General features: G+C 71.4%; 27 protein-coding genes. 17 read left to right on the top strand and 10 right to left on the bottom strand.

The genetic code is table 11. The annotated features are described in order from the left end of the window. The first annotated feature begins 24 nt into the window (after positions 1–24). The 7 genes from F8566_RS26395 to F8566_RS26365 all read left to right on the top strand — a co-directional run bounded on the left by F8566_RS26395 (position 25) and on the right by F8566_RS26365 (position 8,650). Positions 25–1,341 carry a helix-turn-helix domain-containing protein gene (locus tag F8566_RS26395; protein WP_151564427.1) on the top strand — a complete coding sequence of 439 codons (1,317 nt, stop codon included), beginning with the start codon at positions 25–27 and terminating at the stop codon, positions 1,339–1,341. 50 nt (positions 1,342–1,391) lie between these two features. Further along, positions 1,392–2,999 carry an AMP-binding protein gene (locus F8566_RS26390; RefSeq protein WP_225993548.1) on the top strand — a complete coding sequence of 536 codons (1,608 nt, stop codon included), beginning with the start codon at positions 1,392–1,394 and terminating at the stop codon, positions 2,997–2,999. 91 nt (positions 3,000–3,090) lie between these two features. Beyond that, positions 3,091–3,705 carry a copper resistance CopC family protein gene (locus F8566_RS26385; RefSeq protein ID WP_151564426.1) on the top strand — a complete coding sequence of 205 codons (615 nt, stop codon included), beginning with the start codon at positions 3,091–3,093 and terminating at the stop codon, positions 3,703–3,705. After that, complete coding sequence (locus F8566_RS26380) at positions 3,698–5,719, top strand: cytochrome c oxidase assembly protein (RefSeq protein WP_151564425.1); 2,022 nt, start codon at positions 3,698–3,700, stop codon at positions 5,717–5,719. The genes F8566_RS26385 and F8566_RS26380 overlap by 8 nt, the downstream gene beginning before the upstream one ends. An 85-nt stretch (positions 5,720–5,804) precedes the next feature. Continuing rightward, entirely contained in the window at positions 5,805–7,043 is a 1,239-nt protein-coding gene (locus F8566_RS26375; protein WP_225993547.1) for a sensor histidine kinase, read from the top strand. Continuing rightward, positions 7,040–7,693 carry a response regulator gene (locus F8566_RS26370; protein WP_151564424.1) on the top strand — a complete coding sequence of 218 codons (654 nt, stop codon included), beginning with the start codon at positions 7,040–7,042 and terminating at the stop codon, positions 7,691–7,693. The genes F8566_RS26375 and F8566_RS26370 overlap by 4 nt, the downstream gene beginning before the upstream one ends. Before the next feature lie 18 nt (positions 7,694–7,711). Beyond that, positions 7,712–8,650, top strand: coding sequence for a TIGR03621 family F420-dependent LLM class oxidoreductase (locus F8566_RS26365; protein ID WP_151564423.1), 939 nt, complete (start codon positions 7,712–7,714; stop codon positions 8,648–8,650). 43 nt (positions 8,651–8,693) lie between these two features. Here the strand turns inward: F8566_RS26365 and F8566_RS26360 are convergent, their stop codons facing one another. Continuing rightward, the gene (locus F8566_RS26360) at positions 8,694–9,131 is read right to left on the bottom strand and encodes a VOC family protein (protein ID WP_151564422.1); all 438 of its coding nucleotides are present in this window, start codon (positions 9,129–9,131) and stop codon (positions 8,694–8,696) included. Positions 9,132–9,203: 72 nt separating this feature from the next. On the opposite strand from F8566_RS26360, the gene F8566_RS26355 reads away from it, so the two are divergent. Next, a complete protein-coding gene (locus tag F8566_RS26355) occupies positions 9,204–10,754 on the top strand; it encodes an FAD-binding oxidoreductase (RefSeq protein WP_192809871.1) in 1,551 nt (516 codons plus the stop codon). A gap of 22 nt (positions 10,755–10,776) precedes the next feature. Here the strand turns inward: F8566_RS26355 and F8566_RS26350 are convergent, their stop codons facing one another. After that, a complete protein-coding gene (locus tag F8566_RS26350; protein WP_151564421.1) occupies positions 10,777–11,841 on the bottom strand; it encodes a S1C family serine protease in 1,065 nt (354 codons plus the stop codon). 180 nt (positions 11,842–12,021) lie between these two features. Here F8566_RS26350 and F8566_RS26345 point away from each other — a divergent pair, with 180 nt between their 5' ends. Continuing rightward, positions 12,022–13,113, top strand: coding sequence for a baeRF3 domain-containing protein (locus tag F8566_RS26345; protein WP_151564420.1), 1,092 nt, complete (start codon positions 12,022–12,024; stop codon positions 13,111–13,113). Between the two features lie 66 nt (positions 13,114–13,179). Here the strand turns inward: F8566_RS26345 and F8566_RS26340 are convergent, their stop codons facing one another. Then, positions 13,180–13,899: a metal-dependent hydrolase gene (locus tag F8566_RS26340; protein ID WP_192809870.1), complete on the bottom strand. Its 720-nt coding sequence runs from the start codon at positions 13,897–13,899 to the stop codon at positions 13,180–13,182. Positions 13,900–14,021: 122 nt separating this feature from the next. Continuing rightward, entirely contained in the window at positions 14,022–14,375 is a 354-nt protein-coding gene (locus F8566_RS26335) for a winged helix-turn-helix transcriptional regulator (protein WP_151564419.1), read from the bottom strand. 90 nt (positions 14,376–14,465) lie between these two features. Here F8566_RS26335 and F8566_RS26330 point away from each other — a divergent pair, with 90 nt between their 5' ends. Continuing rightward, positions 14,466–15,089 (top strand): NAD(P)-dependent oxidoreductase, encoded by a 624-nt coding sequence (locus F8566_RS26330; RefSeq protein WP_151564418.1) that lies wholly within the window; start codon positions 14,466–14,468, stop codon positions 15,087–15,089. A 5-nt stretch (positions 15,090–15,094) separates the two neighbouring features. On the opposite strand, the gene F8566_RS26325 is transcribed toward F8566_RS26330, so the two are convergent. Genes F8566_RS26325 through map form a run of 3 tightly spaced genes read right to left on the bottom strand, consistent with a single transcriptional unit; the run spans position 15,095 to position 17,745 of the window. Then, the gene (locus F8566_RS26325) at positions 15,095–16,111 is read right to left on the bottom strand and encodes a DNA polymerase ligase N-terminal domain-containing protein (protein WP_151564417.1); all 1,017 of its coding nucleotides are present in this window, start codon (positions 16,109–16,111) and stop codon (positions 15,095–15,097) included. Positions 16,112–16,163: 52 nt separating this feature from the next. Further along, the gene (locus F8566_RS26320; protein WP_151564416.1) at positions 16,164–16,850 is read right to left on the bottom strand and encodes a ComEA family DNA-binding protein; all 687 of its coding nucleotides are present in this window, start codon (positions 16,848–16,850) and stop codon (positions 16,164–16,166) included. A 43-nt stretch (positions 16,851–16,893) separates the two neighbouring features. Then, positions 16,894–17,745: a type I methionyl aminopeptidase gene (gene map / locus F8566_RS26315; protein WP_151564415.1), complete on the bottom strand. Its 852-nt coding sequence runs from the start codon at positions 17,743–17,745 to the stop codon at positions 16,894–16,896. A 66-nt stretch (positions 17,746–17,811) separates the two neighbouring features. Here map and F8566_RS26310 point away from each other — a divergent pair, with 66 nt between their 5' ends. After that, on the top strand, positions 17,812–18,006 hold the full coding sequence (locus F8566_RS26310; protein WP_151564414.1) for a hypothetical protein: 195 nt from the start codon (positions 17,812–17,814) through the stop codon (positions 18,004–18,006). Positions 18,007–18,019: 13 nt separating this feature from the next. On the opposite strand, the gene F8566_RS26305 is transcribed toward F8566_RS26310, so the two are convergent. Next, on the bottom strand, positions 18,020–18,712 hold the full coding sequence (locus F8566_RS26305; protein ID WP_151564413.1) for a cyclase family protein: 693 nt from the start codon (positions 18,710–18,712) through the stop codon (positions 18,020–18,022). A gap of 52 nt (positions 18,713–18,764) precedes the next feature. Beyond that, entirely contained in the window at positions 18,765–19,382 is a 618-nt protein-coding gene (locus F8566_RS26300; protein WP_151564412.1) for a hypothetical protein, read from the bottom strand. 66 nt (positions 19,383–19,448) lie between these two features. On the opposite strand from F8566_RS26300, the gene npdG reads away from it, so the two are divergent. The 4 genes from npdG to F8566_RS26280 are packed head-to-tail and all read left to right on the top strand — an operon-like array spanning position 19,449 to position 22,414. Next, positions 19,449–20,141: an NADPH-dependent F420 reductase gene (gene npdG / locus F8566_RS26295; protein WP_151564411.1), complete on the top strand. Its 693-nt coding sequence runs from the start codon at positions 19,449–19,451 to the stop codon at positions 20,139–20,141. A 57-nt stretch (positions 20,142–20,198) separates the two neighbouring features. Beyond that, positions 20,199–21,260: a potassium channel family protein gene (locus tag F8566_RS26290; RefSeq protein ID WP_225993546.1), complete on the top strand. Its 1,062-nt coding sequence runs from the start codon at positions 20,199–20,201 to the stop codon at positions 21,258–21,260. Positions 21,261–21,318: 58 nt separating this feature from the next. Further along, positions 21,319–21,675: a hypothetical protein gene (locus tag F8566_RS26285; protein ID WP_151564410.1), complete on the top strand. Its 357-nt coding sequence runs from the start codon at positions 21,319–21,321 to the stop codon at positions 21,673–21,675. 1 nt (position 21,676) lies between these two features. Then, positions 21,677–22,414 carry a hypothetical protein gene (locus tag F8566_RS26280; protein ID WP_151564409.1) on the top strand — a complete coding sequence of 246 codons (738 nt, stop codon included), beginning with the start codon at positions 21,677–21,679 and terminating at the stop codon, positions 22,412–22,414. Between the two features lie 65 nt (positions 22,415–22,479). Here the strand turns inward: F8566_RS26280 and panB are convergent, their stop codons facing one another. Next, positions 22,480–23,331, bottom strand: coding sequence for a 3-methyl-2-oxobutanoate hydroxymethyltransferase (gene panB / locus F8566_RS26275; protein WP_151564408.1), 852 nt, complete (start codon positions 23,329–23,331; stop codon positions 22,480–22,482). A 201-nt stretch (positions 23,332–23,532) separates the two neighbouring features. Here panB and F8566_RS26270 point away from each other — a divergent pair, with 201 nt between their 5' ends. Together F8566_RS26270 and F8566_RS26265 are read left to right on the top strand one after the other, a co-directional pair. Beyond that, entirely contained in the window at positions 23,533–25,119 is a 1,587-nt protein-coding gene (locus F8566_RS26270) for an MFS transporter (RefSeq protein ID WP_225993545.1), read from the top strand. A gap of 21 nt (positions 25,120–25,140) precedes the next feature. Continuing rightward, the gene (locus F8566_RS26265) at positions 25,141–25,749 is read left to right on the top strand and encodes a TetR/AcrR family transcriptional regulator (RefSeq protein ID WP_151564407.1); all 609 of its coding nucleotides are present in this window, start codon (positions 25,141–25,143) and stop codon (positions 25,747–25,749) included. Positions 25,750–25,880: the final 131 nt, after the last annotated feature.

The raw sequence follows: 25,880 nt of genomic DNA, 5'->3' as shown, positions 1-25,880 counted from the left end.
AACCTGGTAGGCGGTGGTCACACGATGGATCGGGAGACACTGGGGCAGCGCATCCGGGCGCTTCGCATCCGGCAGGGCGTCAGCCAGGCTCAGCTGGCGTTCCCGGAGCTGTCCGACAGCTACATCTCGCTGATCGAGAGCGACAAGCGGGTGCCCGCTCCGAGTGTCATCGAGCTGCTCGCCGCCAAGCTGAGCTGCTCGCCGACCTACCTGGTCAGCGGTGTCAGTGAGGACGTCGTCGACGAGCTCAGGGTGACGCTCGACTACGCCGAGATCGCCCTGCAGAACGGGGCCGCCGCCGAGGCGCGGGCCCGCTTCGCCGAGGTCCTGGCCAACGCCGACGCGGTCGCGCTGCCGGAGATGTTGCACCAGGCGCGCTGGGGCCACGCCCTGGCGCTGGAGGCGGCGGGCCAGCTGGAGGAGGCGATCGCCGGGCTCCGGGCGCTGACCGCCGAGGCCTCCGCCGACGCCGATCTCGACCACTGGTCCAAGGTGCACGTCGCGCTCAGCCGGTGCCTGCGTGAACGCGGCGACATCAGCGCCAGCGTGCAGGTCGCCGAGGAGGCGCTGCGGCACCTCATCGCGATCGGCGCCGACTCGACCGACGCCGCCGTGCACCTGGGCGCCGCCCTGCTCGCCGCGTTCATCGAACGCGGTGACCTGGTGCGCGCCCGCCAGCTCGCCGGCCAGCTGATCGAGCGTTCCGAGCGGATCGGCAGCCCGCGCGCCCGCATGGCCGCCTACTGGGAGGCGGCCTACGTCGCCGAGGTGCGCGGCGAGTACGAGGAGGGCGTCGCCCTGGCCGAGCGCGCGCTCGTGCTCGCGGGCGAGGAGCCCGAGGGCGGGCTGAGCGCCGACCCGCGCAACCTGCACCGGCTCCGCATCGCCTATGCCGGGCTGCTGCTGCGGGCCCGGCCCGACCAGGCAGGCCGCGCCCACGACCTGCTGACCCGGGTGCGCGGCGAGATCAACGCCAGCGCCGCCGGTGAGATCGACGTCGCCTGGTGCCTGACCGAGCTCGCCCGCGCCGAGATCGCGCTCGCCCGTCCAGCCGAGGCGGCAGAGCTGGCCGAGCAGGCGCTCGACCTCCTCGGCGACGCCCCGCGCCGCGCCACCGCCTGGGCCCTCACCGTCCTGGGCGAGGCGTGCGTGCGCCTCGGCCGCCGCGACCGGGCCATCGACGTGCTCACCCGCGCCGCGACCCACCTGGAGGAGATGGAGTCCTCCCGCGAGGCCGCCCAGGCCTGGTTCGACCTCGCCGAGCTCCTCGCCGAGACGGGCGCCCCGCCGGAGCCCCGGATGGCCGCCTACCGCCGCGCCCTCACCTGCGCGGGCGTCTGAGAGCCCAGAAGGCCTTGACCAAGCGATCGCTTGGGTGACACGCTCGCCGGGTGGCGATCGTGACCTTCGCGGACCTGTTGCTGGCGCGCGCCGACGACGACCATGTCGGGCTGCGCTTCGAGGACGAGTCGTACACCTGGGCCGAGGTCGTGACGGCGGCCCGGCGCCGAGCCGGGCTGCTGTCACCCGGCACGCACGTGGGCGTCCTGCTGGAGAACGTGCCGGAGTACGTCTTCTGGATCGGCGCCGCGACGCTGGCCGGCGCCACGGTCGTGGGCATCAACCCCACCCGGCGCGGCCAGGAGCTCGCCACCGACATCCGCCACACCGACTGCGACCTCATCGTCACCGACACTGCCCACGCCGCGCTCCTGGAGGGCTTGGACACCGGCGCCGAACGCCTGCTCCTGGTCGACACTCCGCTCTCCCTATCGGCCCCCGCCGAGCCGGTCCTGGCCGGCCCTGGGGACCGGCTGCTGCTCCTCTTCACCTCCGGCTCCACCGGAGCGCCCAAGGCGGTGGCCTGCAGCCAGGGCAGGCTCGCCGCGATCGCCGTGATGTCGGCGAGGATGGGCATCACCCGCGAGTCCGTCACCTATGTCGCGATGCCGCTCTTCCACGGCAACGCGCTCATGGCCAACTTCGCGATGGCCGTGCACGCGGGGGCCACGGTGGCACTGCGCCGGAAGTTCTCCGCGTCGAGCTTCCTCCCCGACGTCCGAAAGTTCGGCGTCACGTACTTCAACTACGTCGGCCGTGCCCTGGCGTACATCCTGGCCACCCCGGAGCACCCCTCCGACGCTGACAACACCCTCCAGGCCTGTTTCGGCACGGAGGCCTCCGCCCAGGACATGGCCCGTTTCAGCGAACGTTTCCGCTGCCGGATCATCGAGGGCTACGGCTCCAGCGAGGGCGCCATCTCGATGCAGAAGACGCCCGAAACACCCCCGGACGCCCTGGGGTTGCCCCAACCGGGCATCGAGGTGGCCATCCTCGATCCGGAGACCGGCGCCGAATGCCCCCGGGCCCGCTTCGACGACCACAACGGGCTCCTCAACCCCGACGCCATCGGCGAGATCGTCGGCCTGAACGTCGCGTCGGCGTTCGAGGGCTACTACAAGAACCCCGAGGCGGACGCCGAACGGGTCCGGGACGGCAAGTACTGGAGCGGCGACCTCGGCTACCGCGATGAGAAGGGTTTCTTCTACTTCGCCGGACGAGGCGCCGACCGGCTCCGGGTGGACAGCGAGAACTTCGCGGCCGCCCCGGTCGAACGCATCCTCTCCCGCTGGCCCGCCGTCGTCATGTGCGCCGTCTATCCCGTGCCCGACCCGCGCACGGGCGACCAGGTCATGGCCGCACTCGAACTTCACGGCCTCTTCGACCCCGACGCCTTCACCGCCTTCCTCACCGCCCAGCCCGACCTGGGCACCAAGTGGGCCCCGCGCTTCGTCCGCGTCGTCGGCTCCATGCCGCTCACGGCCACAGGCAAGGTCGACAAGCGTCCCCTCCGCCGCGACCGGTGGGAGGCCGCCGACCCCGTCTGGCACCGTCCCGGCCGCGCTCTGACCTACGAGCCCCTCGACGCCGCCCGCGCGAGGGCGCTCCGCGCGGAGTTCGAGTCCCACGGCCGATCCCATATCCTCACCACCCTCTGATCGGCCTGTTCTCGCCCCGCGGCGCACCCATGGCGGAGGCTCAGTAGGGTGTGGTTGGCTTCAATCCCTGACTGGAGAATGTCGGCCTCCTATGATCACCACACATCGCGTGCGGGCCCGGCGTGCCGGTCTTGTCACCGCACTGCTTCTCGTCTTCGGCGCGGTCTTCGCCGCACCCGCGCTGGCGCACACCCGGCTGATCAGCAGCACGCCGGGCAAGGACGCCACGGCCGCAGGGGTGAACCAGGTCGAACTCGTCTTCAGCGACACGATCAGAATGGCGAAGGTGCTGGTCAAGGACGGTAAGGGCAAGGAGTTCCAGTCCGGGGAGGCCACGCGGTCCGGGCCCACGGTCACGCAGAAGCTGAACGGCGCCCTCCCGGCCGGGACCTACACCGTGGCGTACGCGGTGGTGGGCGAGGACGGGCACCGGATCGAGAACGCCGACCTCAGGTTCACCGCGACGGAGGGCGAGCAGCTCACGGCTGCCCAGCAGGGCGGCGACACGGCCGAGACCGCCCTGCCGACCACCGCCCAGCCCATGACCGACCCGCCGACGTTCAAGGCGGAGAAGGCGGCGAAGGAGTCCGGTTCCGGCGGCGGGGCCACGTGGATCATGATCGTGGTCGGGCTGCTGGTCGGCATCGGCATCGGAGTCGGCATCGTGCTCCGGGCCAAGAGCAAGCACGGTGCGGGCGGTGAATAAGGGCACGCTGGGCGTCCTCCGGGTCGCCGTGATCGCGTTCGCGGCGGCGGTCGGCACGCTGGTCGCCGGCCTGGTGCTCGGCGGCGCGGTGGCGGAGAAGATCATCCCGGGACTGGGCGACGCCGGCGTGGTCACCCGCTGGGGGTTGCCGGTCTCCCGCCTGCTGATGGACCTGTGCGCCGCCGTGACGGTGGGCGCGCTGCTGGCGGCCGCCGTGTTGCTGCCGATCACCGGCGGACGGGCGGCGACGCTCTCCGACGACGCCGTGACCTACCTGCGGGCCGGCTCGTGGGTCGCCGCCGCGTGGGCCACGGCGGCCGCGGGGACGCTGATCTTCACGGTCGCCGACGTGCTCGGCGAGCCGGTGGGGCAGGTCGTCACCGGCAGCGAGCTCAGCAGCTATGTGGGCCAGCTTCCGCAGGGCACCGCGCTGATGCTGGTGGTGCTCCTCGCGGTCGTCGTCGCGCTGCTGGCCCGGACGGCGGCCACGCCCGGCGCGGCGCTCGGGCTGCTCGCCATGGCGGTGGTGGCCCTGCTGCCGCCGCCGCTGACCGGGCACGCGGCCTCGGCGGCCAACCACTCGGTGGCCGTCACGGGCGTCGCGCTGCACGTCGCGGCCGTGGTGCCGTGGGTCGGCGGGCTCGGGCTGCTGGTCGTGCACGCGCTGACCGGGCGCGGCAAGCTGGAGGTCATGGCCGACCGGTTCAGCCGGATGGCCCTGTGGTGCTACATCACCGTCGGCGCCAGCGGGCTGGTGAACGTGATCGCCCGGCTGCCCGACCCGGCGGAGCTGCTGAGCACCGACTACGGGCGGCTGGCGCTCGGCAAGATCGCCTTCTTCGTGGTGCTCGGCTGGTTCGGCTGGTGGCACCGGGAGCGCACGCTCCCCGCCGTGGCCGCGCGCAAGCCGCTGGCCTTCACCCGGCTCGCCGGCGTCGAGGTCGCGGTGATGGCCGCGACGATGGGGCTCGCGGTGGCGCTGGCGCGCACCGCGCCGCCCGCGCCTGCGACCGAGGAGTCCCGGATCAAGGCGCTCACCGGGTACGAGATGCCGCCCGAGATCACGCCGGGGCGGCTGGCGTCCATGTGGACGTTCGACTTCTTCTTCGCCGTGCTCGTGGTCGTGCTCGGCGGGCTGTACGTGGCGGGCCTGATCCGGTTGCGGCGGCGCGGCGACGCCTGGTCGATGGGCCGGACCGTCTCCTGGTTCATCGGGCTGCTCACCATCGTGGCGGTCACCGAGACCGGCGTGGCGCGCTACGCGCAGGTGCTGTTCAGCGTGCACATGGTCCAGCACATGGTGCTGTCGATGTTGTCGCCGATCTTCCTGGTCATGGGCGCACCGGTGACGCTCGCGCTGCGCGCGTTCAAGCCGGCGAAGGTCCGGGGCGACCGCGGGCCGCGCGAGTGGCTGACCGTCGCCCTGCACAGCAAGGTCACCGCGTTCATCGCGCATCCGGCCGTGGCCACTGTGATCTTCGTGGCGAGCACGTTCACGCTGTACTTCACCTCGCTGTTCGAGGGCGCGATGCGCAACCACCTCGGGCACATCGCGATGAGCATCCACTTCCTGCTCTCGGGGACGTTGTTCTTCTGGGTGCTGATCGGAGTCGACCCCGCGCCCAAGAAGCTGCCCTACCCGGGCCGCATCCTGCTGCTGTTCGTGACGATGCCGTTCCACGCGTTCTTCGGCCTCGCGCTGATGAACCTGGGGCAGCCGCTCGCCCAGGCCTGGTACACCGCCGTGAACCCGCCCTGGGGCACCTCGGTCATCAAGGACCAGCACACCGGCGGCGCCATCGCCTGGGGCTTCGGCGAGATACCCACGTTCATCGTGCTGGTCGTCCTGGCGTTCCAGTGGTACTTCGACGACCAGCGGCAGGCCAAACGGCTGGACCGCAAGGCCGACCGGGCCGCCGCCGCGGAGGCGCAGCACGAGGACGACGAGCTGGCGGCCTACAACGCCCGGCTGGCCAAGCTTGCGGAGAAGAACGACCAGAGCCGCAAGGGCTGACCTCACCCGTCCGGGGGAATCACGGGGACACTGTGCCGGACCTGCGGGGGAGTACCAGGTCCGGGTGATCTGTAAGGATCGTGGTGTGTCCAAGGTTCTGCGCCGCGTCACCGACAAGACCACCTGGCGGCGGTGGTCGTATCTCGTCGTGGGCGGCGCCCTGCTCATGCCCTACTGGTTCCTCGGCATGCTGCTCGTGGGGTTCGCCCCACTGATGCCCCAGAACTGGATCGCCGGCGTGATGGTGCTCGTCGCGCCGATCCTCGCGGCGTTCGTCACCGGGTTGGTCCCGATCGTGCGGCCGCTGGAGAGCGTGGCGGCGAGGGAACTGCTCCGCGGCGCGAGCGGGGAGCTGAACGCGCGGCCGTCAGCCACCTGGGAGTCACGGATACGCGCCGGTGCGTGGTTCAGCCTGCACCTGCACGTCGGCGTGGTGATCGCCGCGATGAGCCTGGCGCTCCCGCCGTTCGCCATCGCGCTGCTGCTCTTCCCGTTCATCGGCGGCCGGTACGCCTCCGACAAGGAGTCGCCCTTGCACGACTGGAAGCACAGCTCGTGGGAGTGGCTCGGCCCACCGGCCGGGCTGCTGATGGTGTTCGTGCTCCTCGCGCTCATCATCGCGGCGGGGGAGACGCTGAGCCGGCTGGCCCCGGTCTTCCTCGGCCCGTCGCCCTCCGAGCGGCTGGCCGAGCTGGAGACCAAGGCCGTGAAGCTGGCCGAGCGCAACCGGCTGGCGCGCGAGTTGCACGACTCGGTGGGGCACGCTCTCAGCGTGGTCACGCTGCAAGCCGGCGCGGCCGGGCGGGTGCTCGACACCGACCCCGCGTTCGCCCGCGAGGCGCTCGGCGCGATCGAGGAGTCGGCGCGCTCCGCGCTGGAGGACCTCGACCACGTGCTGGGCCTGCTGCGCGAGGACGCCTCACCGCGTACCGCCCCGCAGGCCACCCTCAAGGACGTGGACCGCCTGCTGGAACAGACCCGCATCGCAGGCGTGAAGCTTGACGCCGAGGTGGACGAAGGCATCAAGCACGCCCCGGCTGCGGTGTCGCGCGAGGCCTACCGGATCGTCCAGGAGGCTCTGACCAACGCGCTGCGGCACGCCGGCAAGGTGCCGGTGCGGCTGCGCATCACGATCGGCGACGACCGGCTGGAGGTCGAGGTGAGCAATCCGCTGGGCGGCGCGTCCGCCGGGCACCACAGCGGCGGCCGCGGTCTGGACGGCATCCGCGAGCGCGTGACCGTGCTGCGCGGCCACGTGACCGCGGGGCCGGACGACGGCCGGTGGCGCGTCGCGGTGTCGCTGCCCCTAAGGTCTGGATCATGACAATCAGGGTCCTTCTGGTGGACGACGAGCGGCTCATCCGCGCCGGTCTGGCCGCCATCATCAACGCCGAACCCGACCTCACCGTGGTGGGCGAGGCCGCCGACGGCGCCGACGTGCCCGCCGAGGTGAAGCGGCTGGAACCGGACGTGATCCTCATGGACGTCCGGATGCCCAAGCTGGACGGCATCCAGGCGACCCGGCGCGTCATGGAGAACCCGGCGCCGCCCCGGGTCATCGTCGTCACGACGTTCGAGAACGACGAGTACGTCTACGACGCGCTCAAGGCCGGCGCCAGCGGGTTCCTGCTCAAGCGGACGCGCCCCGAGGAGATACTCCATGCCATCCGCATGGTGGCGCACGGGGACACGTTGCTCTTCCCGGCCGCGATCCGGTCGCTGGCCGCCACGCACGGCGGCGGTGCGGGGAGCGGCGGCGGCGCGCGCTGGCACGCCCAGCTCACCGAGCGCGAGGCCGACGTGCTGCGGCTGATGGCCAAGGGGCACTCGAACGCCGAGATCGCCACGGAGCTGTTCGTCAGCCCGCAGACGGTGAAGACCCACGTCGGCAACCTGCTGGGCAAGCTCCAGGCCCGGGACCGCACCCAGGCCGTGATCCTCGCGTACGAGACGGGCTTCATCACGCCGGGCTGATCCGGAAGGATGAAGGGCATGAGGGACTTCCGGTTCGGCTTCAACATCCGCGATGTGCGGTCGCGGGCGGACTTCGTCGAACGCTGCCGCCGCGCGGAGGGATTCGGCTACGACGTCGCGCTCGCCGCCGACCACCTGGGCGCTCCCGCGCCGTTCCCCACGATGGTCGCGGCGGCTGACGCCACCGACCGGATGCGGGTCGGCTCGCTCGTGCTGAACGTGGCGTTCTGGAATTCGCATCTGCTCGCCCGGGAGATCGCGACCGCCGACCGGCTCACCGGCGGGCGGGTCGAGATCGGCCTCGGCGCGGGCCACATGAAGTGGGAGTTCGACAAGGCGGGCATTCCCTGGCAGCCGTTCGACACCCGGGTGGAGCGGCTGGCCGAGACGCTCGACGAGCTGGGCTGCCTCTTCGCCCGGTCCGGCTACGAGCAGCAGCGGGCGGTGACCGAGGCGTTCGGGCTGGCCGATCTCGCCCCTGAGCAGCGGACCGGGCTCGGCGGGTTGGGCCCGCCGTTGCTCATCGGCGGGACGGGTGACACCGTCCTCAAGCTGGCCGCCCAGTACGCCGACATCATCGGCGTCGCCGGGACCTACCAGGCCAAGGGCGAGCCGCCGGGGACGTTCCTGCTGGGCACCGCCGAGCAGGCCGACGAACGGGTGCGTTTCGCCCGCGAGCACGCGGGCGAACGTGCGGACGCCATCGAGTGGAACCTGCTCGTCCAGTTCGTGGTGGTCACGGCCGACCGCCGGGCCGTGGCGGAGGAGATGGGCGTTCAGAAGCTGCCCTACCTCACGGCCGACGAGATCCTGGAGACGCCCTACCTGCTCATCGGCACCGAAGAGCAGATGGCCGAGCAACTACGAGAGCGGCGGGAGCGGTACGGCTTCTCCTACGTGACCGTGCACGGGTCGTTCATGGACACCTTCGGCCCGGTGATCGAACGGCTCAGGTGACCGAGCGGCTCGGGTGATCGGACGGCTCAGCTGATCGAACGGCTCAGCTGACGCAGAACTCGTTGCCCTCCGGGTCCTGCATGACGACCCAGTGCTCGCCCCACTGGCCGTCGCGCGGCTCCACGACCGAGGCTCCCGCGTCGGCCAGCCGTTCGACCGCGGTGTTGATGCGGCGGGCGCGCTCGGCGACCGGCGACTCCAGCGGCCCGCCGACACGCAGGTCCAGGTGCAGGCGGTTCTTGACCTCCTTGGGCTCCGGCACGCGCTGGAAGAACAGGCGCGGGCCGCGCCCATCGGGGTCGCGAAGTGCGGAGGCGGAGTTCCATTCCGACTCCGGGATGCCGCGCGCCCTGAGCGCCTCGTCCCAGGAGGCGAAGCCGGGCGGCGGCGGTTCCAGTTCGTAGCCGAGGGCGAGCGCCCAGAACTCGGCCAGCTTGGCCGGGTCGGCGCAGTCGATCGCGATCTGCAGTTCGGTGGCCATGAACGCCACGATAGGCCGACGCTCGCGCCGGACCTCCCAGCGGGGGGCGTCCGTTCGCGAGAGGCTCTGAGCATGAGACGCAGGAGCCATTGGGCATGGGGATACGCGGACGAGGAGCCGGCGCCGGCCGAGATCACGGCCGCGGTGGAGCTGATGACCGCCGTGACGGGCTTCACGCTCGACGGCGAGATCGAGGAGCCTGTGCCCCCGGACGCCGTCCGGCTGCCCCCGCCGAGGGTGGCGCCGCCTCCGCTGCCGTTCTGCACGGCCGAGCCGTACGAACGGATCACGCACACCTACGGGAAGGCCTACCGCGACCTCATGCGGGCCTTCCGCGGCCGTTTCGACAACCCGCCGGACTTCGTCGCGCGGCCGCGTGACGAGCACGACCTCATCCGCGTCCTGGAGTGGGCCGAGAACTCGGGCGTCGCCGTCGTCCCGTACGGCGGCGGAACGAGTGTCGTCGGCGGGGTGGAGCCGCGTGACCTCGGGCCCAGCGTCAGCCTCGACCTGACCCGGCTCGACCGCGTGCTGGAGGTCGACGAGGTGTCGCTGGCGGCCCGCATCCAGGCCGGCATGCTCGGCCCGGACATCGACCGCCACCTCGTCGCCCACGGTCTGACGCTGCGGCACTTCCCGCAGTCCTACGAGCTCTCCACGCTGGGCGGCTGGATCGCCACCCGGGCGGGCGGGCACTTCGCCACCCTCGCGACCCACATCGACGACCTGGTCGAGTCGATCCGCGCCATCACCCCGCGCGGGGTCTGGGAGTCGCGGCGCGTGCCGGGCTCGGGTGCGGGCGTCTCGCCGGACCGGATGTTGCTCGGCTCGGAGGGCGCGCTCGGCGTGATCACCGAGGCATGGGTGCGGGTCCGTCCCAGGCCCGCGCATCGCGCCTCGGCGGCGGTGCGGTTCCCGTCGTTCGGACGCGGCGCGGAGGCGGTGCGGACCATCTCGCAGGCCGGGCTCCACCCGTCCAACTGCCGGTTGCTCGACCCGGCCGAGGCACGCCTGACCTCGGGCGGCGATGGCACGTACGCGCTGCTCATGCTCGGCTTCGAGGCCGCCGATCATCCCGTCGACGCCTGGATGGACCGCGGCCTGGAGCTGGCGCGCTCGCACGGCGGGACGTGGGACGAGGTCCGTCCGGGTGGCGGGGGGCAGGGCGGGGCCTGGAAGGACACGTTCCTGCGCATGCCATATCTGCGCAACGCCTACCCTGCCATCGGGCTGGTCGCCGAGACCTTCGAGACCGCCGTGACGTGGGACCGGTTCGCCGCGTTCCACGCGGCCGTCACCGGCGCCGTACGGGACGCGCTCGGCGGCACCGGGATCGTGACGTGCCGCTTCGCGTTCACCTATCCCGACGGCCCGGCCCCGTACTTCACCGTGCTGGCCCGCGCCCGCCGCGGCGACGAGGTCGCCCAGTGGGACGAGATCAAGCGGGCGGCGGGCGAGGCAGTCCTCACCGCGGGCGGCACCATCACCCACCACCACGCCGTGGGACGCGACCACCGGCCGTGGTACGACCGGCAGCGCCCCGACCCGTTCGCCGCCGCACTCCGCGGCGCCAAGGACGCCGTCGACCCGGCGGGCATCCTCAACCCGGGCGTGCTCGTCTGACCGGTCCAACCGGGGAACCGGTCTAACCGGGGAGCTGCCCCAAGGTGACGTCGACGGTCTGCTTGGCGCCGTCGGCCTGCTCGATCTCGAGCTTGGCGGTGTCGCCGGGCTTGAGGGTGGCGAGCACCTCCGACAGGGCCGTCTGGTTGGGCGTGGCCTTGCCGTTGACCGAGAGGATCAGGGAGCCGGGCTTGATGCCCGCCCTGGCCGCCGGTCCGTCCCTGGTGACGTCCACCACGCCGACCGCCGTCTGCTGCCCGCTGACGGGGTCGATGACGGTGCGGACGGTCACACCGAGCGCGGCGCGGCCCGAAGCGGAGACCTTGCCGGACCGGATCAGCTGCGGCGCGATCGACTTGACCGTGTTGCTCGGGATGGCGAAACCGATGCCCACCGCCGCGCCGCCCATCTGCGGGTCCGAGGCGGCGGCCGTCGGGATGCCGACGACCTCGCCGTTCAGATTGACCAGCGCGCCGCCGCTGTTGCCGGGGTTGATCGGGGCGCTGGTCTGGATGGCGTTCGCGACCGTCGAGCCGGGGAACGCGCCTTCCTGCTTGGTCGAGACCGTCCGGCCGAGTGCCGAGACGATGCCGTTGGTGACGCTGCTCGACAGCCCGAGCGGGTTTCCCATGGCCAGCACCAGCTGGCCGACCCTGATCGAGCCGGAGTCGCCGAACGTGGCGGGCTTGGGCAGGTCGCCGCCGGACACCTTGACGACGGCCAGGTCGTCGGCCACGAAGGCGCCCACCAGCTCGGCCCGCAGCGGCGAGCCGCCGCTGGCGGTGGTGACCTGGATCCTCCGTGCGCCCGCGACGACGTGCGCGTTGGTGACGATGTCGCCCTTGTCGTCGAAGACCACGCCGGAGCCCTCGCCCTGATCGGTCTCGATCTCCACGACCGAGGGCAGGACGCTGCTGACGACCTTCTCGAACTGCTGCTCGACCTGGCTCGCCGCCGGGCCGGCGGCCACCGCCGGGCCGCTCGTGGTCGCGGCCGCCGGCTTCCTCCCGTCTCCGCCGTCGCAGCCCGTCAGCAGCGCCAGCCCGGCCACCGCCGCCACACCCCATTTGCCGATCTTCGTGTCCATGCGAGCACCTCCCGAAGGCGTTCTCCCCCCGTGCGCGGGAGCCATCCGCCGGGTGCCCACGGGTGTTGTGATCTTGGTTCCGGCTTTGACCAGCCGGATCCTCAAGCTCCTCTTACGCCTCGTTTACCAGGGACTAGTTACAAATGAGACGACAGGGAGCACCCAACCAATCGGGGGATCATGGACGCCGCCACTCTGTCCGAACTGCGCAAGCCGCGTACCTTCCCGGCGGTGTCGGTGCTGATGCCGACCAACCGCCGGGCGCCGGGCAACCGGCAGGACTCCATCCGGTTGCGCAACCTCCTGGCCGAGGTGCGCCGCAGGCTGCGCGAGGACATCCGCGTCGCCCCGGCCGCCGCCGACGAGGTCGTGCGCGGCCTGGAGCGGGCCGCCGGCGAGGTGGACCTGCGGCACGCCGAGGACGGCCTGGTGCTGTTCGCGACGCCGGACGGCGAGCACCACGCCTTCACGATCGACCAGCCGGTGGACGAACGGGTGATCGTCGACAACACGTTCGCCACCCGCGACCTCGTCGCCGCCTACACCCGTACCCCGCGTTACTGGCTGCTGTCGATCTCCGACCAGCAGACACAGCTGTGGGACGGCCGGGGTGACGAGCTCACCGAGGTCACGCGGAACGGGTTCCCGATCACTCCCGTGCAGGAGGAGGAACGGACCGCCCGGCATTCACCGCGTCCCGCACGGCACGGCGACGAGCACCACCGGCAGCTGATCCGCGAGGTCGTCGGGGCGCTGGAGGGCGTGCTGGCCCACGACCGGCGGCCCGTCGTCGTCGCCGGCGTCACCCGCCACCAGGCGTTCTTCGACGAGCTCGCCGGCCCCGGCATCACCGTCGCGGGCCGCATCGACGGCAGCCACGCGGGCGCCTCGCCCCGCCGGCTCGCCGAGCTGGCCCGGCCGGTCCTGCACGCCTACGAGGACCTCCGCGAGGTCGGGGTGCTCAGCGAGCTCGAGGCGGCGCGCAGCATCCAGCGCTATGCCGCCGGTCTGTCCGAGGTCCTGAGCCTGGTCGAGGAGGGCCGCGGCGAGCACCTGGTCGTCGAGCGCGGCTACTACGTCCCGGCGGTGTGGACCGAGGGCGAGTTCGTCCCGGTGGAGGGGCCGCTCGGCGCCCTCAAGGGCGCCGACGTCGTCGACGACGTCGTGGACAACATCATCGAGACCACCCTGGAGTACGGCGGCGAGGTCACCTTCGTCTCCGACGGCTTCCTGGTCGACCACGAACGCATCGCCCTCGTCACACGCTTCTAGGGCGTGCCCGGGCAGGAGGGCGCCCGCCAGACGAACCAGCAGAGGCCCCACGACGCGCGAAGCCGCTCAACCCGTCCGGCTGAGCCAGTCGGTGGCGACGTCGCCGAGCATCGAGCGTACGGCGAGGATGGCGACGCCCAGGGTCAGCAGGGGGGCGACCACGAAACGCTCCACCTTGCCGTCCGTACGGGGGATCAGCGGTACCTCGACGCGCATCTGGAGCGGCCAGAAGACCGGGCAGCCGCGGGGTGTCAGGCAGTCTCCGGCGACGTGCGCCAGGCAGCCGAGCGTTATCGCGAAGCCGACGAAGCTCATGTCCAGGCCGTGCATGAGCCAGACCGCGATGCCCGCGAGGGCACAGTCCATCAAGGCGGACTGCGGCTCCTTGCCCTCGAAGTCGAAGCCCACGCCCCGCAGGCCCAGGCCGACGATCATGAAGAGGCAGGCCCACCACGCGTAGACGACGTGGGTGGCGAGGGCGTCCATGGCCCAGCCGATGAGGACCGCGAACAGGATCGAGTGGGTGGCCATCCGGTGCCCGCCGGACAGCTTGCCGATCCACTTGCACATGACCTTCGTGATCGGGCCGAAGGTGTTGGCGATGCGGCCGTTGTGATGGTCGATGTCCGGGAGGATCGCCGCGCCCGCGCAGACGACCGCGCCCGCGACGACCTGCTGGGCGGACAATGAGACGGCGTAGTCGCCGAGGAGTCTCTCCTGGCTGATGACCGGTACGGCGGCCATCCAGACCAGCGCCCCGCTGAGGGCGTGCGTTCGGCCCATCATGCGAGCTTCACCCGCGTATTCACCTTTTTCGTCGCCACGGCCGGACTCTAACCGGATGGTGATCGGCTCCGGCGACGGCGCGCCGGAGCCGGGCTCTACCGATTTGAGGTGGGCGGGGCGGCTCAGGTTCCCGAATGGGCGGAACGGGCCGACATGACCTCGTTCACGTTCTCCTCGGCCCAGTCGGCGATGGCCTGGATCGGCCGCTGGAGGGACAGGCCCAGCGGAGTCAGCTCGTACTCGACGCGGGGCGGGACCTCGGCGAAGACCTGCCTGGTCAGCAGACCGTCACGCTCCATCGTCCGCAGGGTCTGGGTGAGGACCTTGGGGGTGACGCCGCCGATCATGTCGCGGAGCTGGGTGAAGCGGCGCGGCCCGTCGAGCAGGCTCAGCACGACCAGCACCGACCACTTGTCGCCGATGCGGTCAAGGACCAGCCGGGTGGGGCAGTTGGGATCGAACGCGTCTCCGTGCATGGTTTCTCAAAGGTACCAATGGAACGTTGAAGTAACCAGTATCCGATAGATACCTTTGGCCCCGCACCAACGTTAATGGAGGTCAGAGCCATGAAGATTCTGCTGATCGGCGCCACCGGCATGATCGGAAGCCGGGTCGCCGCCGAGGCCCGCGACCGCGGCCACGAGGTCACCGGCACCACCCGGGGCGGGGCCGACGGGACCGCGAAGCTCACCGCCACCGACACCGCGGCCGTCGCGGCGCTCGCCGCGGGGCACGACGCCGTCGTGGTGGCGATCGCGCCGCCGCGCGACGGCTCGGAGACCTCCGGCCCGCTCCTGGCCGCCGGGCACGCCGTGCTCGACGGGCTCCGCGAGGCCGGAGTGCGCCGCCTGGTCGTGGTGGGCGGCGCGGGGAGCCTGGAGGTCGCGCCGGGCGTCCGGCTCGTGGACGACCCGCACTTCCCCGAGCTCTACAAGGCCGAGGCCCTCGCCCAGGCCGACCTGCTGGAGCTGATCCGCAAGGAGGCGGACGACCTGGAGTGGACCTACGTCTCGCCGGCGGGGGTCATCGAGCCAGGGGAGCGGACCGGCTCGTTCCGGATCGGCGGCGACCAGTTCATGACCGACGCCGAGGGCAACAGCCAGATCAGCGCCGAGGACTACGCCATCGCGCTGGTCGACGAGCTGGAGAACCGGAACGCCGTCGGCCGCCGCATCAGCGTGGCCTACTGACGGGCCTATCGGACGGGAATGAGCCGCCAGTCCTCGGTCCGCGCACCGGGCTCGTAGACGGAGCCGAGGCGCTTGGCGACGACCGCGGGCAGCCCCTGGGCGGCGGCGGTCTCCCGGACGGCCTCGCCCTCGCCGGGGAACCAGGGCGTGGTCTGCCAGCGAGGCCCCGACAGGCCCAGTTCGTCGAGGCGCTCGCGACGTTCGGAGTAGGGCACGTCAAGCAGTGAGTGGCCGTCGAGATGCAGCACATCGAATATGAGGTACGTCTCGCGGCCCTCCACCTGTGCCAGTTCCCCGTCCAGGAGCACGGGGCGGGCTCCCACGTCGCGTCCGAGTGGGCCGCCCAGTCCGGCCGGGCCGCCGACCTCCCGCGACCGGCCGTCGGTGAAGCGGGTCCGCCCGCCCTCGACGTAGGCGAGCAGACGCCTGCCTCCCCACGCGAACTCGAAGCCGTAGGCGTCCTGGTCGCGGGGGAGGCGTCTGTTCTCGGCGGGGAGCATCGGGCGCAGCCTGGCCGGCAGCGGCTCGGCGTCCGGGTCGGCCGGCGGGTCCATCCGGTGGATCATCCAGTTCTTGCCACGGGTCTTGAACAGCACGTGCTTGCCCGACACCCGCGACCCGTGCAGCACGACCATGACCTCGCGCTCAGACCACTTCTCGGTCTCGTACGTGCCGCGGTCCCAGATCGTCATCGTTCCGGCGCCGTACTCGCCCCGCGGGATCTCACCCTCGAACGTGGCGTACTCCAGCGGGTGGTCCTCGGTGTGGACGGCGAGGTGGTTCACCTTCGGGCTCGGCGGGATGCCCTTGGGCACCGCCCACGAGACGAGCACGCCGTCCCGTTCCAGCCGGAGGTCCCAGTGCAGGCTGCGTGCGTGGTGCTCCTGGATCACGAACGTGTCGTCGTCGCCCCGGGGCAGCGCGTCGTCGCCCGACGGCACCGGCTCGGGGGTCTTGCCCGCGTCGCGCTTGCCCCGGTAGTCGGCGAGCGGATCTTCGTCCTTGCTCTTCTTCGCGGCCACGCAGGCTTCCTACCCGGGAATCGCCCGGCGATGAGGACGGCCGCCAGAGGCGTCAGCGGATGAAGACCGCGTAGTCGGCGACGCCGGCCGTGAGCGCCGGCGGCAGGCCCGCCACCGCCGACAGCTCCTCCGCGGACATGAACCCGCCGGTCTCGGCGCGCACCCGTTCGATCCGCACGGCGAGCTCCGGGGTGACGCCCGGCAGCAGGGTCAGCGCCTCCGCCGGTGCATGGTTGACGTCGACCAGCCCGCCGTCGTTGTACTCGCGCGGCAGGTCGGGACGGCCGATGCGCAGTTCGAGGGCCAGGCCCGGGTCGTCGGCGGCCAGCTTGCGCGCCTTGTCCCGCAGCAGCCGCTGCCGCCGCACCCGTTCGATGACCGCCTCGTTGTCGACGCCGGAGAGGCCGTCGGGGTCGAACACCCGGCGGCGGATCAGGAAGGCGTGCCCGCAGCCGACGACGGCGAGCAGGAACGTGAGGATGCCGATGACGCGCCGGGGGCCGTCCTGCTCGATGTCCGGCATGAGCACGAGCAGCAGGGTGAACACCGAGATGTAGGCCGCGGACGCGACCAGCAGGTGGGCACTGCGGCGCCAGAGCGCCGCCGCGGCGAACGTGAAGGGTGTGGCGTAGCCGAGGGTGAGGAACGGCAGCGCCGCCCAGGTCACGCTCAACGCCGCTCGACCCGGCGGCATGCTGTCAGAGGGGACCCGTGGTTCGTACGGCGCTGGGGCGTTCATCGAGCGATCTCCCGAGCCGGTATGGGTGATTTTGTTGTGAGGGTCAGGGCAGGGTCAGGATCTCGTGGCCGTTCTCGGTCACCAGGATCGTGTGCTCGAACTGCGCGGTGCGCCTGCGGTCCTTGGTGACGACCGTCCAGCCGTCGTCCCACATGTCGTAGTCATGGGTGCCGAGCGTGAGCATCGGCTCGATGGTGAAGGTCATACCCGGCTGCATCATCGTGGTCGCGCTCGGGTCGTCGAAGTGCGGCACGACCAGCCCGGAGTGGAACGTGGTGCCGATGCCGTGGCCGGTGAAGTCGCGCACCACCCCGTACCCGAACCGCTTGGCGTACGACTCGATCACGCGGCCGATCACGTTCAGCGCGCGGCCCGGCGCGACCGCCTTGATGGCGCGCGCCGTGGCCTCGCGGGTGCGCTCGACCAGCAGCCGCGATTCCTCGTCGACGTCGCCGCAGAGGAACGTGGCGTCGGTGTCGCCGTGCACACCCTCGATGAACGCCGTGATGTCGATGTTGACGATGTCGCCGTCGCGCAGCACCGTGTCGTCGGGGATGCCATGGCAGATCACCTCGTTGATCGAGGTGCACAGCGACTTGGGGAAGCCGCGGTAGCCGAGCGTCGACGGGTAGGCGTCGTGCTCCACCAGGAACTCGTGGCCGATGACGTCCAGCTCGTCGGTGGTGACACCGGGACGCACATGCCGGCCGACCTCCTCCAGCGCCTGCGCGGCGATCCGGCCGGCGACCCGCATCTTCTCGATGGTCTCGGGGGTCTTGACGTCCGGCTCGCCCGTCTTGGGACGCTTCTTGCCGACGTACTCTGGCCGCGCGATGTGGGCGGGAACCTTGCGCATGGGCGACACGCGGCCGGGCCGGAGCAGTTGGGTCGTCATATACCTGGAGTGTAGTCAGCAGGATCGGGGCACGAATCCGAGCAGCGGTCGACAGCGGAGGGTTGGATGAGTAAGGACAACGATGGTGACTGGTGGTTCTGCCTGAAGCACATGAAGGTCGAGCACGGCGCGGGCTGTCCCAACAAGGACCGCATGGGGCCGTACCAGAGCCAGTCAGAGGCCTCCAACGCCCTGGCCACGGCGCGCGAGCGCAACGAGGCCTGGCGCAAGCAGGACGCGACCTTCGACGGCGACGACTAGGCCGGCGCCCGGGTCAGGCGCCGACCACCGCGTAGGCGCGCACGGTGAACGAGCACATCCCCTCGACCGCGGGCGGCACGGCGTGGAACCGGAAGCCGTCGGGCGGCAACCGGTCGAGCCCGGTCAGATGCTCGACGATCGGGATGCCGGCGGCCAGCAGCGCGGTGTGCGCGGGACGCGCGGGGTCGGCGGTCGAGTCGATGTTCACCGTGTCGATGCCGACCAGTGCGGCGCCCTGGCCGGCGAGCCAGGCGGCGGCGTCCGCGGTGACGTACGGGTGCTCGCCGGAGCCGTAGGCCGGAGTGCCCCAGTGCCGGTCCCAGCCGGTGTGGATGATCACAGCTCGCCCGTGCACCTCGTACGGCACGAGCACGGCCGGGTCGATCGGGCCGCCCTCGGTGATCCGCACCACCAGCCCGTCGAGGTCGGCCAGCCGCGCCAGCGGCAGCCCCGCCACGTCCATCCCGTCGGCGAACCGGTGATTGGGGCTGTCCACGTACGTGCCGGTGCCTGAGACCATCGTGATCCGGTCGAACTGGAAGCTGGTGCCGGGCGCGTAGCGCGCGGCCGACTCCTCCCTGCTCAGGTGGTCACCGATCTCCGGGCCGGGCAGCCCGGGCACCGTGATGGTCCCGTCCCGCAGGACGTGCGAGAGGTCGACGATACGCCGATCGGCGGGACGGCCGGCCGCCACTGAGTCGCTCATGGCAGGACATTGTGCCTGGCAGCCCAGGGACCGCGTCAGCCCAGGGACCGCGTCAGCGCAGGTGCGACTCGTCGGCGGCCGTACCACTGATCTTGTCGAGCACGCGGGCCAGCCGGTCCCGCAAGCCGGGTCTCGGCCGGGCCTCGGGCGTCTCCTGGGCGGCCGCCGCGCTCACCAGGTGCTGGGCGCCGTCGAAGGACAGGAGCGACTCCTCGGGCGACACCGTGAGCGCCTCGTGCGCCAGGCCCTGGAGCTCACGGTCCCCGCCGTCCATCGCCAGGATGACCGCGCCGGTCCGGCGCGCGTCGTCCACCCGTTCCAGCAGCGGGACGGGCGCCTCCTCCTCCGCGACCACGAAGAGCGTCTCGCCGCGCTGCGCCCGCTCGAGGCGTTCCAGCCCGATCCGCAGGTGCGGCGGGGCGTCCGGCGGCGGCGACCAGCGCACCAGTGTGGGAGACAGCTCGGGCATCGCCCCGAGCCGGCTCTCGTCGTCGAGGTGGGCGGCCAGATGCCAGGGATCCTCGGCCGGCGTGCCCACCAGCAGCAGCCCGCCCGGCGTGCGCACGCTGACCCGCAGCGCCCGGCCGAACTCGCCGGTGCGCTCCAGCCAGCCGGTGGCGGCCAGTACCTCTCGCAACAACGTCACCTGCTCGGCGTCCACGCGCTCCATCGTGCCGTACGCGGCGCCGGGAGGCCGGGTGAATCGTGTTCGGGCTCACCTGGCAGACTCGTGACCATGACGGAGCAGCAGACGAAGACCCCCTACGACCTGCCCGACGTGAACGGTCTGGCGATCGGCATCCTCGGCGGCACCGGCGACCAGGGCGGCGGCCTGGCGCGGCGGTTCGCGCTGGCCGGGCACCAAGTGATCATCGGCTCGCGCAAGGCGGAGCGCGCCCAGCAGGCAGCCGAGGCCCTGGGTGAGGGGCTGCCCGTGCGAGGGGCGGAGAACGCGGTGGCCGCGAGCGAGGCCGACGTCGTGATCGTCGCGGTGCCGTGGGACGGGCACAAGGCCACGCTGGAGTCGCTGCGAGCCGAACTGGCGGGCAAGATCGTCGTTGACTGCGTGAACCCGTTGGGCTTCGACAAGAAGGGCGCGTACCCCCTGCCGGTCGAGGAGGGCAGCGCCGCCCAGCAGGCCGAGGCCGTGCTCACCGGCAGCCGGGTCGTCGCCGCGTTCCACCATGTGTCCGCCAAGCTGCTGCTCGATCCCGAGGTCGACGAGATGGAGCTGGACGTGCTCGTGCTCGGCGACGACCGGGAGGCGACCGATCTGGTGCAGGCCCTCGCGGGCCGCATCCCGGGCATGCGGGGCGTCTACGGCGGCCGGTTGCGCAACGCGCACCAGGTCGAGGCCTTCACGGCCAACCTGATCTCCATCAACCGGCGCTACAAGGCGCACGCCGGGCTCCGGATCACCGACGTGTGATCTTCGATTCCGCGTAAGCCCGGGACTTCCCGCCGCCGACTCAGTACGGTGCTGATCGTGGTCGAGGGGGAGAACGGTACGCGGCGGGCGCAGGTGATGCTGCCCTCGCCCAAGATCGGGCCGTTGCGCTCGGTGGTCTACCGGATCGTCATCGCCTGCGTCCTGCTGGTCGCCGTGGTCGCCGCGGTGTACCTCGACCGCGACGGCTACAAGGACAACAACGGCGGCCAGCTGTCGCTGTTGGACTGCTTCTACTACGCCACGGTGAGCATCTCGACCACCGGGTACGGCGACATCGCGCCGACCAGCCCGGGCGCGCGGCTGGTCAACATCATCTTCATCACGCCGGCGCGCGTGCTGTTCCTGATCGTCCTCGTCGGCACGACCCTCGAGGTGCTCGCGGAACGCACGCGCCAGGACTGGAAGCTGTCCCGTTGGAGGGATCGGGTGCGTGACCACATCGTGGTCGTCGGCTACGGCACGAAGGGCCGCAGCGCCGTCAAGACCTTGCTGAGCACGGGCGTCGCACGCGACTCGATCGTCGTGGTCGACCCCGATCCCCGGGTGGTCGCGGAGGCCGCGGAGGCCGGTTTCGTCGGGGTCGTCGGGGACGCCACCGAGAACTCGGTGCTACGCCAGGCGTCGGCGCATCTGGCCAGGGAGATCGTCGTCGCCACCGCGCGCGACGACACCGCCGTGCTGGTCACACTGTCCGCGCGGCACCTCAACCCGACCGCCGGGATCCAGGCGTCGGTGCGGGAGTCGGAGAACGTCCAGCTGTTGCGGCAGAGCGGTGCCGACCACGTCGTCACCTCGTCCGAGGCGGCCGGGCGGCTCCTCGGCGTCTCGACGTCGCAGCCGAACGTCGGTGAGATCATGGAGGATCTCCTGGAGCAGGGCCGCGGACTGGACCTCTACGAACGCGAGGTGCGGGTCGAGGAACTGGGCAAGCCGATCCGGGCCGTCCGCGAGCCGGCCCTCGCGCTGGTCCGCGACGGCCGCACCATGCCGTACGACTCCAAGGCCTGCCGCGAGCTGAAGCGCGGGGACCGCCTGATCCTGGTCAAGTCGACGCATCCGGAGAACGAGACGGACGAGGACGAGGTGACGGGTGCCTGACCGGAACGCCGCCCGGCTTTCGCACGTCGTATCATCTGAGCCAACAGGGCAGGTGAACATGAGGCAGAAGCGCTCGGCCGATCCGTGGAGCACGTTCCTGACCACCTCGGCGCGAGGCGGCGGTGGCCCCACGCCGGCTGACCGGCACGTCCCGGCGGCCCAGCCCGCCCCCGAGCCGGGCCACGCGCCGGGAAGCGGTGACGCTGCCGACCTGCCCGACGGCTGTCGCCGCGTGCTGAGCCAGCTCGACGCCGTCAACGCGCCGCAGACGCTGGAAGAGATCCACCACGGCACCGGACTGGGGCTGCTGGAGGTCGCCGAGGCCGTCGAGGCGTTGCGGGACCGCGGCCTGGTCGCGGTCGAACGCGAGGTCGACGAGGTCGTCCGCCGGACGGGCGGCAGCGGGCCCGGTTGAGATGGCCGGATACCTCGTCACGATCGCCCTGAGCTGTCTCGTCGGGGTCGCAGAACTCATCAGCCGCTACCGTGATCACCCCGGCAAGCTCGTGCGGGTCCCGAGCACCTGGGCGTACGTCATGATCAACGGCGCCGCCGGAGCCGGCTCGCTGTTGTTGCTGCACACCTTCGACTGGAAGCTCGGCGTGCCGTCGCCCGAGATGGCGGGGGCCGCACAGGTGCTGGCCGCCAGCCTCGGCTCCATGATGATCTTCCGCAGTGCGGTGTTCACCGTCCGCGTCGGCGACGAGGACGTCGCCGTCGGGCCGAGCACGCTGCTCAGCGCGCTGCTGGCCGCCGCCGACCGCGGCGTGGACCGCATGCAGGCCAAGGCCCGGGCGAACGAGGCGGGCGACATCATGAGGGACATCTCGTTCGCCAAGGCAAGACTCGCGCTGCCCACGTACTGCCTCGGGCTGCTCATGAACGTCTCGGCCGAGGACCAGGCCGCGCTGCGCACCGCCGTGGACGCGCTGGGCGGCACCGACGAGATGACCGACCGGCAGAAGGCTCTCAACCTCGGGCTGCTGCTGATCAACGTCGCCGGGCCCGACGTCCTGCAGGCCGCCGTCGGCACGCTCCGATCGGAGATCGAGGTCGACGCCGCCACCGGCGACGGGGCGCGCGTTCCCGGGCCGCGCCGCGAGCTCGCCAACGGCGAGTCACAGCGCGATCCGGTCCGTTCGAATCCCGACTGACCGCGAATCCCGACTGAAACGCGAAAACGGCCGGGCTGTGCCCGGCCGTTCGTTCGCTGTGCGGGTCAGTGGTAGGCGTGCTCGGACGTGGGGAAGGCACCGCCCACGACCTCGTCCGCGTACTGCCGGGCCGCGTCACCGAGGACGGTCTGCAGGTCGGCGTACTTCTTGACGAACTTGGCGGTGTGCGGGGTGAGCCCGGCCATGTCCTGCCAGACCAGCACCTGCGCGTCGGTGTTGTCGCCCGCGCCGATGCCGATGGTCGGGATCGACAGCGAGGCGGTGACCCTGGCGGCCAGGTCCTCGGGGACGCATTCGAGGACGATGGCGAAGGCGCCGGCGGCTTCGAGCGCCTTGGCGTCGGACATGAGCTCGTCGCCCGCCTGGCCCCGGCCCTGCACGCGGTAGCCGCCGAAGACGTTGACCGACTGCGGGGTGAGGCCGAGGTGGCCCATCACCGGGATGCCGGCGGCGACCATGGCCTCGGCCTGGGGAAGCACGCGGCGGCCGCCTTCGAGCTTGACGGCGTGCGCGCCGGTCTCCTTGAGGAAGCGGGTGGCGGTGGCCAGGCACTCGGCGACGCCGGTCTGGTAGGAGCCGAACGGCAGGTCGGCGACGACCATGGCGCGCTTGGAGCCGCGGACCACGGCGGCGGTCAGCGGGATCAGGTCGTCCACGGTGACGGGGATCGTCGAGTCGTAGCCGTACACCACCATCGCGGCGGAGTCGCCCACGAGCAGCACCGGGATCCCGGCCTCGTCGAAGACGCGTGCGGTGAGGGCGTCGTACGCGGTGAGCATCGGCCACTTCTCGTGCCGTTCCTTGGCGGCGGCGATGTCGCGTACGGTGACCCGTCGGTTGCTCTTGCCGCCGTAGAGGGCGGTCGGCTGAGCAGCGGGAACTGAAGATGTGGACACGCTGAACCTCCAGTCTCGAGGCGCCACTGTGGCGTACCCGGACGGAACCGATGATCCCACTCTCCCAACGATTCCGAAACCCTCTCGAATTCCCCGATAGTTTCGAAACGATACGGTTGCGTATCGGTCGGCGCGGGAGTACCTTGAAATACGCAACGCATCCGTATCGCTGGGTCTTCCCGCAAGGCCCGAGGGAGTGCAGTGGATCAAGAAACCATCCAGCGCCGCCGCTGGGCGATCCTGGGCGTGCTGACGTTCAGCCTGCTCGTTGTCGTGCTCGACAACACGATCCTCAACGTGGCGCTCAAGACCATCGCCGACCCCAACCAGGGGCTGGGTGCGACGCAGAGCCAGCTCGAGTGGTCGATCAACTCCTACACGCTGGTCTTCGCGGGCCTGCTGTTCACGTTCGGAGTGATCGGCGACCGGCTCGGCCGCAAGCGGGTTCTCATGGGGGGCATGGTGGTCTTCGCCATCGCCTCGCTGGCGTCGGCGTACGCGCAGACCCCCGACCAGCTGATCTGGGCCCGCGCCCTGATGGGCCTCGGCGGTGCCGCGATCATGCCGCAGACGCTCTCGATCATCACCAATGTCTTCGAGCCGCACGAGCGCGGCCGCGCGATCGGCATCTGGGCCGGCGCGGTCGGCCTGGCCGTGGCCATCGGCCCGGTCACCGGCGGCCTGCTGCTCGCCCACTTCTGGTGGGGCTCGGTGTTCCTCATCAACGTGCCGGTCGTGGTGATCGGCCTGCTTCTGATGACGTTCCTCGTGCCCGAGTCGCGCAACCCGCTGCCCGGCGGCCTGGACCCCACGGGCGTGCTGCTGTCGATCGTCGGCTTGGTGGCCGTCTCGTACGGCATCATCCAGGGCGGCGAACGCGGCGAGTGGCTGGCACCGCCCGTGCTCGGCCCGATCGTGCTCGGGCTTGCCGTGCTGGCGCTCTTCGTCTGGCACGAGGCCCGCACCGAGCACCCGGCGTTCGACGTGCGGCTCTTCCGTGACCCGCGCCTGTCCGCCGCCGTCGCGTCCATCGCGCTGTGCTTCTTCGCCGCGGCCGGCGTGTTCTTCTTCACCAACTTCTACATGCAGTCGGTGCGCGGGCTGAGCCCGCTGCACGCGGGCATGATGGTGCTCCCGTTCGCGGCGGCCCAGCTGATCTTCTCGCCGCGCAGCTCCACGATGGTGCGCCGGTTCGGCGCCAAGGCGGTCTGCACGGCCGGTCTGCTCATGGTCGCGGCGGCCCTGGCGGGCTATCAGTTCGTGGACGAGACCAGCCCGCTGTGGGTCCTGGGCGTGATCTTCTTCGTGCAGGGCGCGGGCATGGCCAACGTGATGCCGCCCGCGACCGAGTCGGTCATGTCGGCGCTGCCGAAGGAGAAGGCCGGCGCCGGATCGGCCATCAACAACACCGCCCGCCAGGTCGCGGTGGCCCTCGGCGTCGCCGTGCTCGGCTCGGTCGTCGCCTCGGTCTACCGCCAGGACCTGGCCGACCGCCTGGCGGCGCTGCCGCCGGAGGCACGCGAGGTCGCGACCGAGTCCGTCGAGGGTGCCAATCACGTCGGTGCCGGAATGGGCCCGGCCGGTCAGGGCCTCATCGACTCGGCCAACCACGCGTTCATGCACGGTATGCACATCGCCTCCATCGCCGCGGCCGTGATCGCCTTCCTCGGCGCGATGGTCGTGCTCAAGTGGATGCCCGGCCGGGGCGCCGCGATCACCCCTGAGACAGGGCAGACTGGGGACGCCGAGCGCCAGGAGCGGGAGACCGCCGGAGTATCCGGAGCATGAAGCGATGAGGCTGGACGCGGGATGACGGAGACCACGCAGCAGCGCCCGGGGGCCGGAAGGTCGCCCGGGCGGCCGCGCAGCGAGCGCGCCGAGAAGGCGATCATCGAGGCGACGCTCGACCTGCTCGCCGAGGAGTCCGGCGTGGCCGGCGTCTCCATCGAGGCGGTGGCCGCCCGGGCCGGCGTCGGCAAGACCACGATCTACCGGCGCTGGTCCAACAAGGAGGCGCTGATCGTGGACGCGCTGGCGTCGGTGAAGGGCACGCTGCCCACGCCGCCCGGCGACTCGGTGCGCGAGGACCTGCTGGTGCTCGCCCTCGCGATGCACACCGAGCGGCACCGCAAGCACGCCAAGTGCTTCTGGAACGTGGTCGGCAGCGCGGAGAAATTCCCCGAGCTGTACGCCCGCTACCGGCAGGACGTGATCGAGCCGCGCCGCGACGTCATCCGCGCGGTCCTGCGGCGCGGCATCGAGACGGGCGAGTTGCGCGCCGACCTGGACGTCGACGTCTCGCTCGCGATGCTGGTCGGCTCGCTCAGCATCAAGACGCCGAAGGACGAGCTGCCCGAGGGGTTCCCCGAGGCGGTCGTGGCGACCCTCCTGGAGGGGATCGCGGCTCCCGGAGCCTGACTCCGGCCCTCTTCCTGGAGCGCCTTCCATAGCGGCGAGACCGAAAGAGGATGGCAGGACGGTACCGATTTCACGCCGGTAAGCGTGATCTTCTCCCCTCGATGCCCCGGAATGCTCCATACTGGCGGCTG

The sequence above is a fragment of the Actinomadura rudentiformis genome, assembly GCF_008923185.1.
Taxonomy (GTDB): domain Bacteria; phylum Actinomycetota; class Actinomycetes; order Streptosporangiales; family Streptosporangiaceae; genus Spirillospora; species Spirillospora rudentiformis.
The sequence above is the reverse complement of the archived record's forward strand: the minus strand, read 5'-3'. Positions and strand labels throughout refer to the sequence as shown.

Bases quoted from the DNA above. Each gene is read 5' to 3' on its own strand.
- F8566_RS26395 (WP_151564427.1), top strand. From the start codon at position 25: ATGGATCGGGAGACACTGGGGCAGCGCATCCGGGCGCTTCGCATCCGG.
- F8566_RS26385 (WP_151564426.1), top strand. From the start codon at position 3,091: ATGATCACCACACATCGCGTGCGGGCCCGGCGTGCCGGTCTTGTCACC.
- F8566_RS26370 (WP_151564424.1), top strand. From the start codon at position 7,040: ATGACAATCAGGGTCCTTCTGGTGGACGACGAGCGGCTCATCCGCGCC.
- F8566_RS26365 (WP_151564423.1), top strand. From the start codon at position 7,712: ATGAGGGACTTCCGGTTCGGCTTCAACATCCGCGATGTGCGGTCGCGG.
- F8566_RS26360 (WP_151564422.1), bottom strand. From the start codon at position 9,131: ATGGCCACCGAACTGCAGATCGCGATCGACTGCGCCGACCCGGCCAAG.
- F8566_RS26355 (WP_192809871.1), top strand. From the start codon at position 9,204: ATGAGACGCAGGAGCCATTGGGCATGGGGATACGCGGACGAGGAGCCG.
- F8566_RS26350 (WP_151564421.1), bottom strand. From the start codon at position 11,841: ATGGACACGAAGATCGGCAAATGGGGTGTGGCGGCGGTGGCCGGGCTG.
- F8566_RS26345 (WP_151564420.1), top strand. From the start codon at position 12,022: ATGGACGCCGCCACTCTGTCCGAACTGCGCAAGCCGCGTACCTTCCCG.
- F8566_RS26340 (WP_192809870.1), bottom strand. From the start codon at position 13,899: ATGATGGGCCGAACGCACGCCCTCAGCGGGGCGCTGGTCTGGATGGCC.
- F8566_RS26335 (WP_151564419.1), bottom strand. From the start codon at position 14,375: ATGCACGGAGACGCGTTCGATCCCAACTGCCCCACCCGGCTGGTCCTT.
- F8566_RS26330 (WP_151564418.1), top strand. From the start codon at position 14,466: ATGAAGATTCTGCTGATCGGCGCCACCGGCATGATCGGAAGCCGGGTC.
- F8566_RS26320 (WP_151564416.1), bottom strand. From the start codon at position 16,850: ATGAACGCCCCAGCGCCGTACGAACCACGGGTCCCCTCTGACAGCATG.
- map (WP_151564415.1), bottom strand. From the start codon at position 17,745: ATGACGACCCAACTGCTCCGGCCCGGCCGCGTGTCGCCCATGCGCAAG.
- F8566_RS26310 (WP_151564414.1), top strand. From the start codon at position 17,812: ATGAGTAAGGACAACGATGGTGACTGGTGGTTCTGCCTGAAGCACATG.
- F8566_RS26305 (WP_151564413.1), bottom strand. From the start codon at position 18,712: ATGAGCGACTCAGTGGCGGCCGGCCGTCCCGCCGATCGGCGTATCGTC.
- F8566_RS26300 (WP_151564412.1), bottom strand. From the start codon at position 19,382: ATGGAGCGCGTGGACGCCGAGCAGGTGACGTTGTTGCGAGAGGTACTG.
- npdG (WP_151564411.1), top strand. From the start codon at position 19,449: ATGACGGAGCAGCAGACGAAGACCCCCTACGACCTGCCCGACGTGAAC.
- F8566_RS26285 (WP_151564410.1), top strand. From the start codon at position 21,319: ATGAGGCAGAAGCGCTCGGCCGATCCGTGGAGCACGTTCCTGACCACC.
- F8566_RS26280 (WP_151564409.1), top strand. From the start codon at position 21,677: ATGGCCGGATACCTCGTCACGATCGCCCTGAGCTGTCTCGTCGGGGTC.
- F8566_RS26265 (WP_151564407.1), top strand. From the start codon at position 25,141: ATGACGGAGACCACGCAGCAGCGCCCGGGGGCCGGAAGGTCGCCCGGG.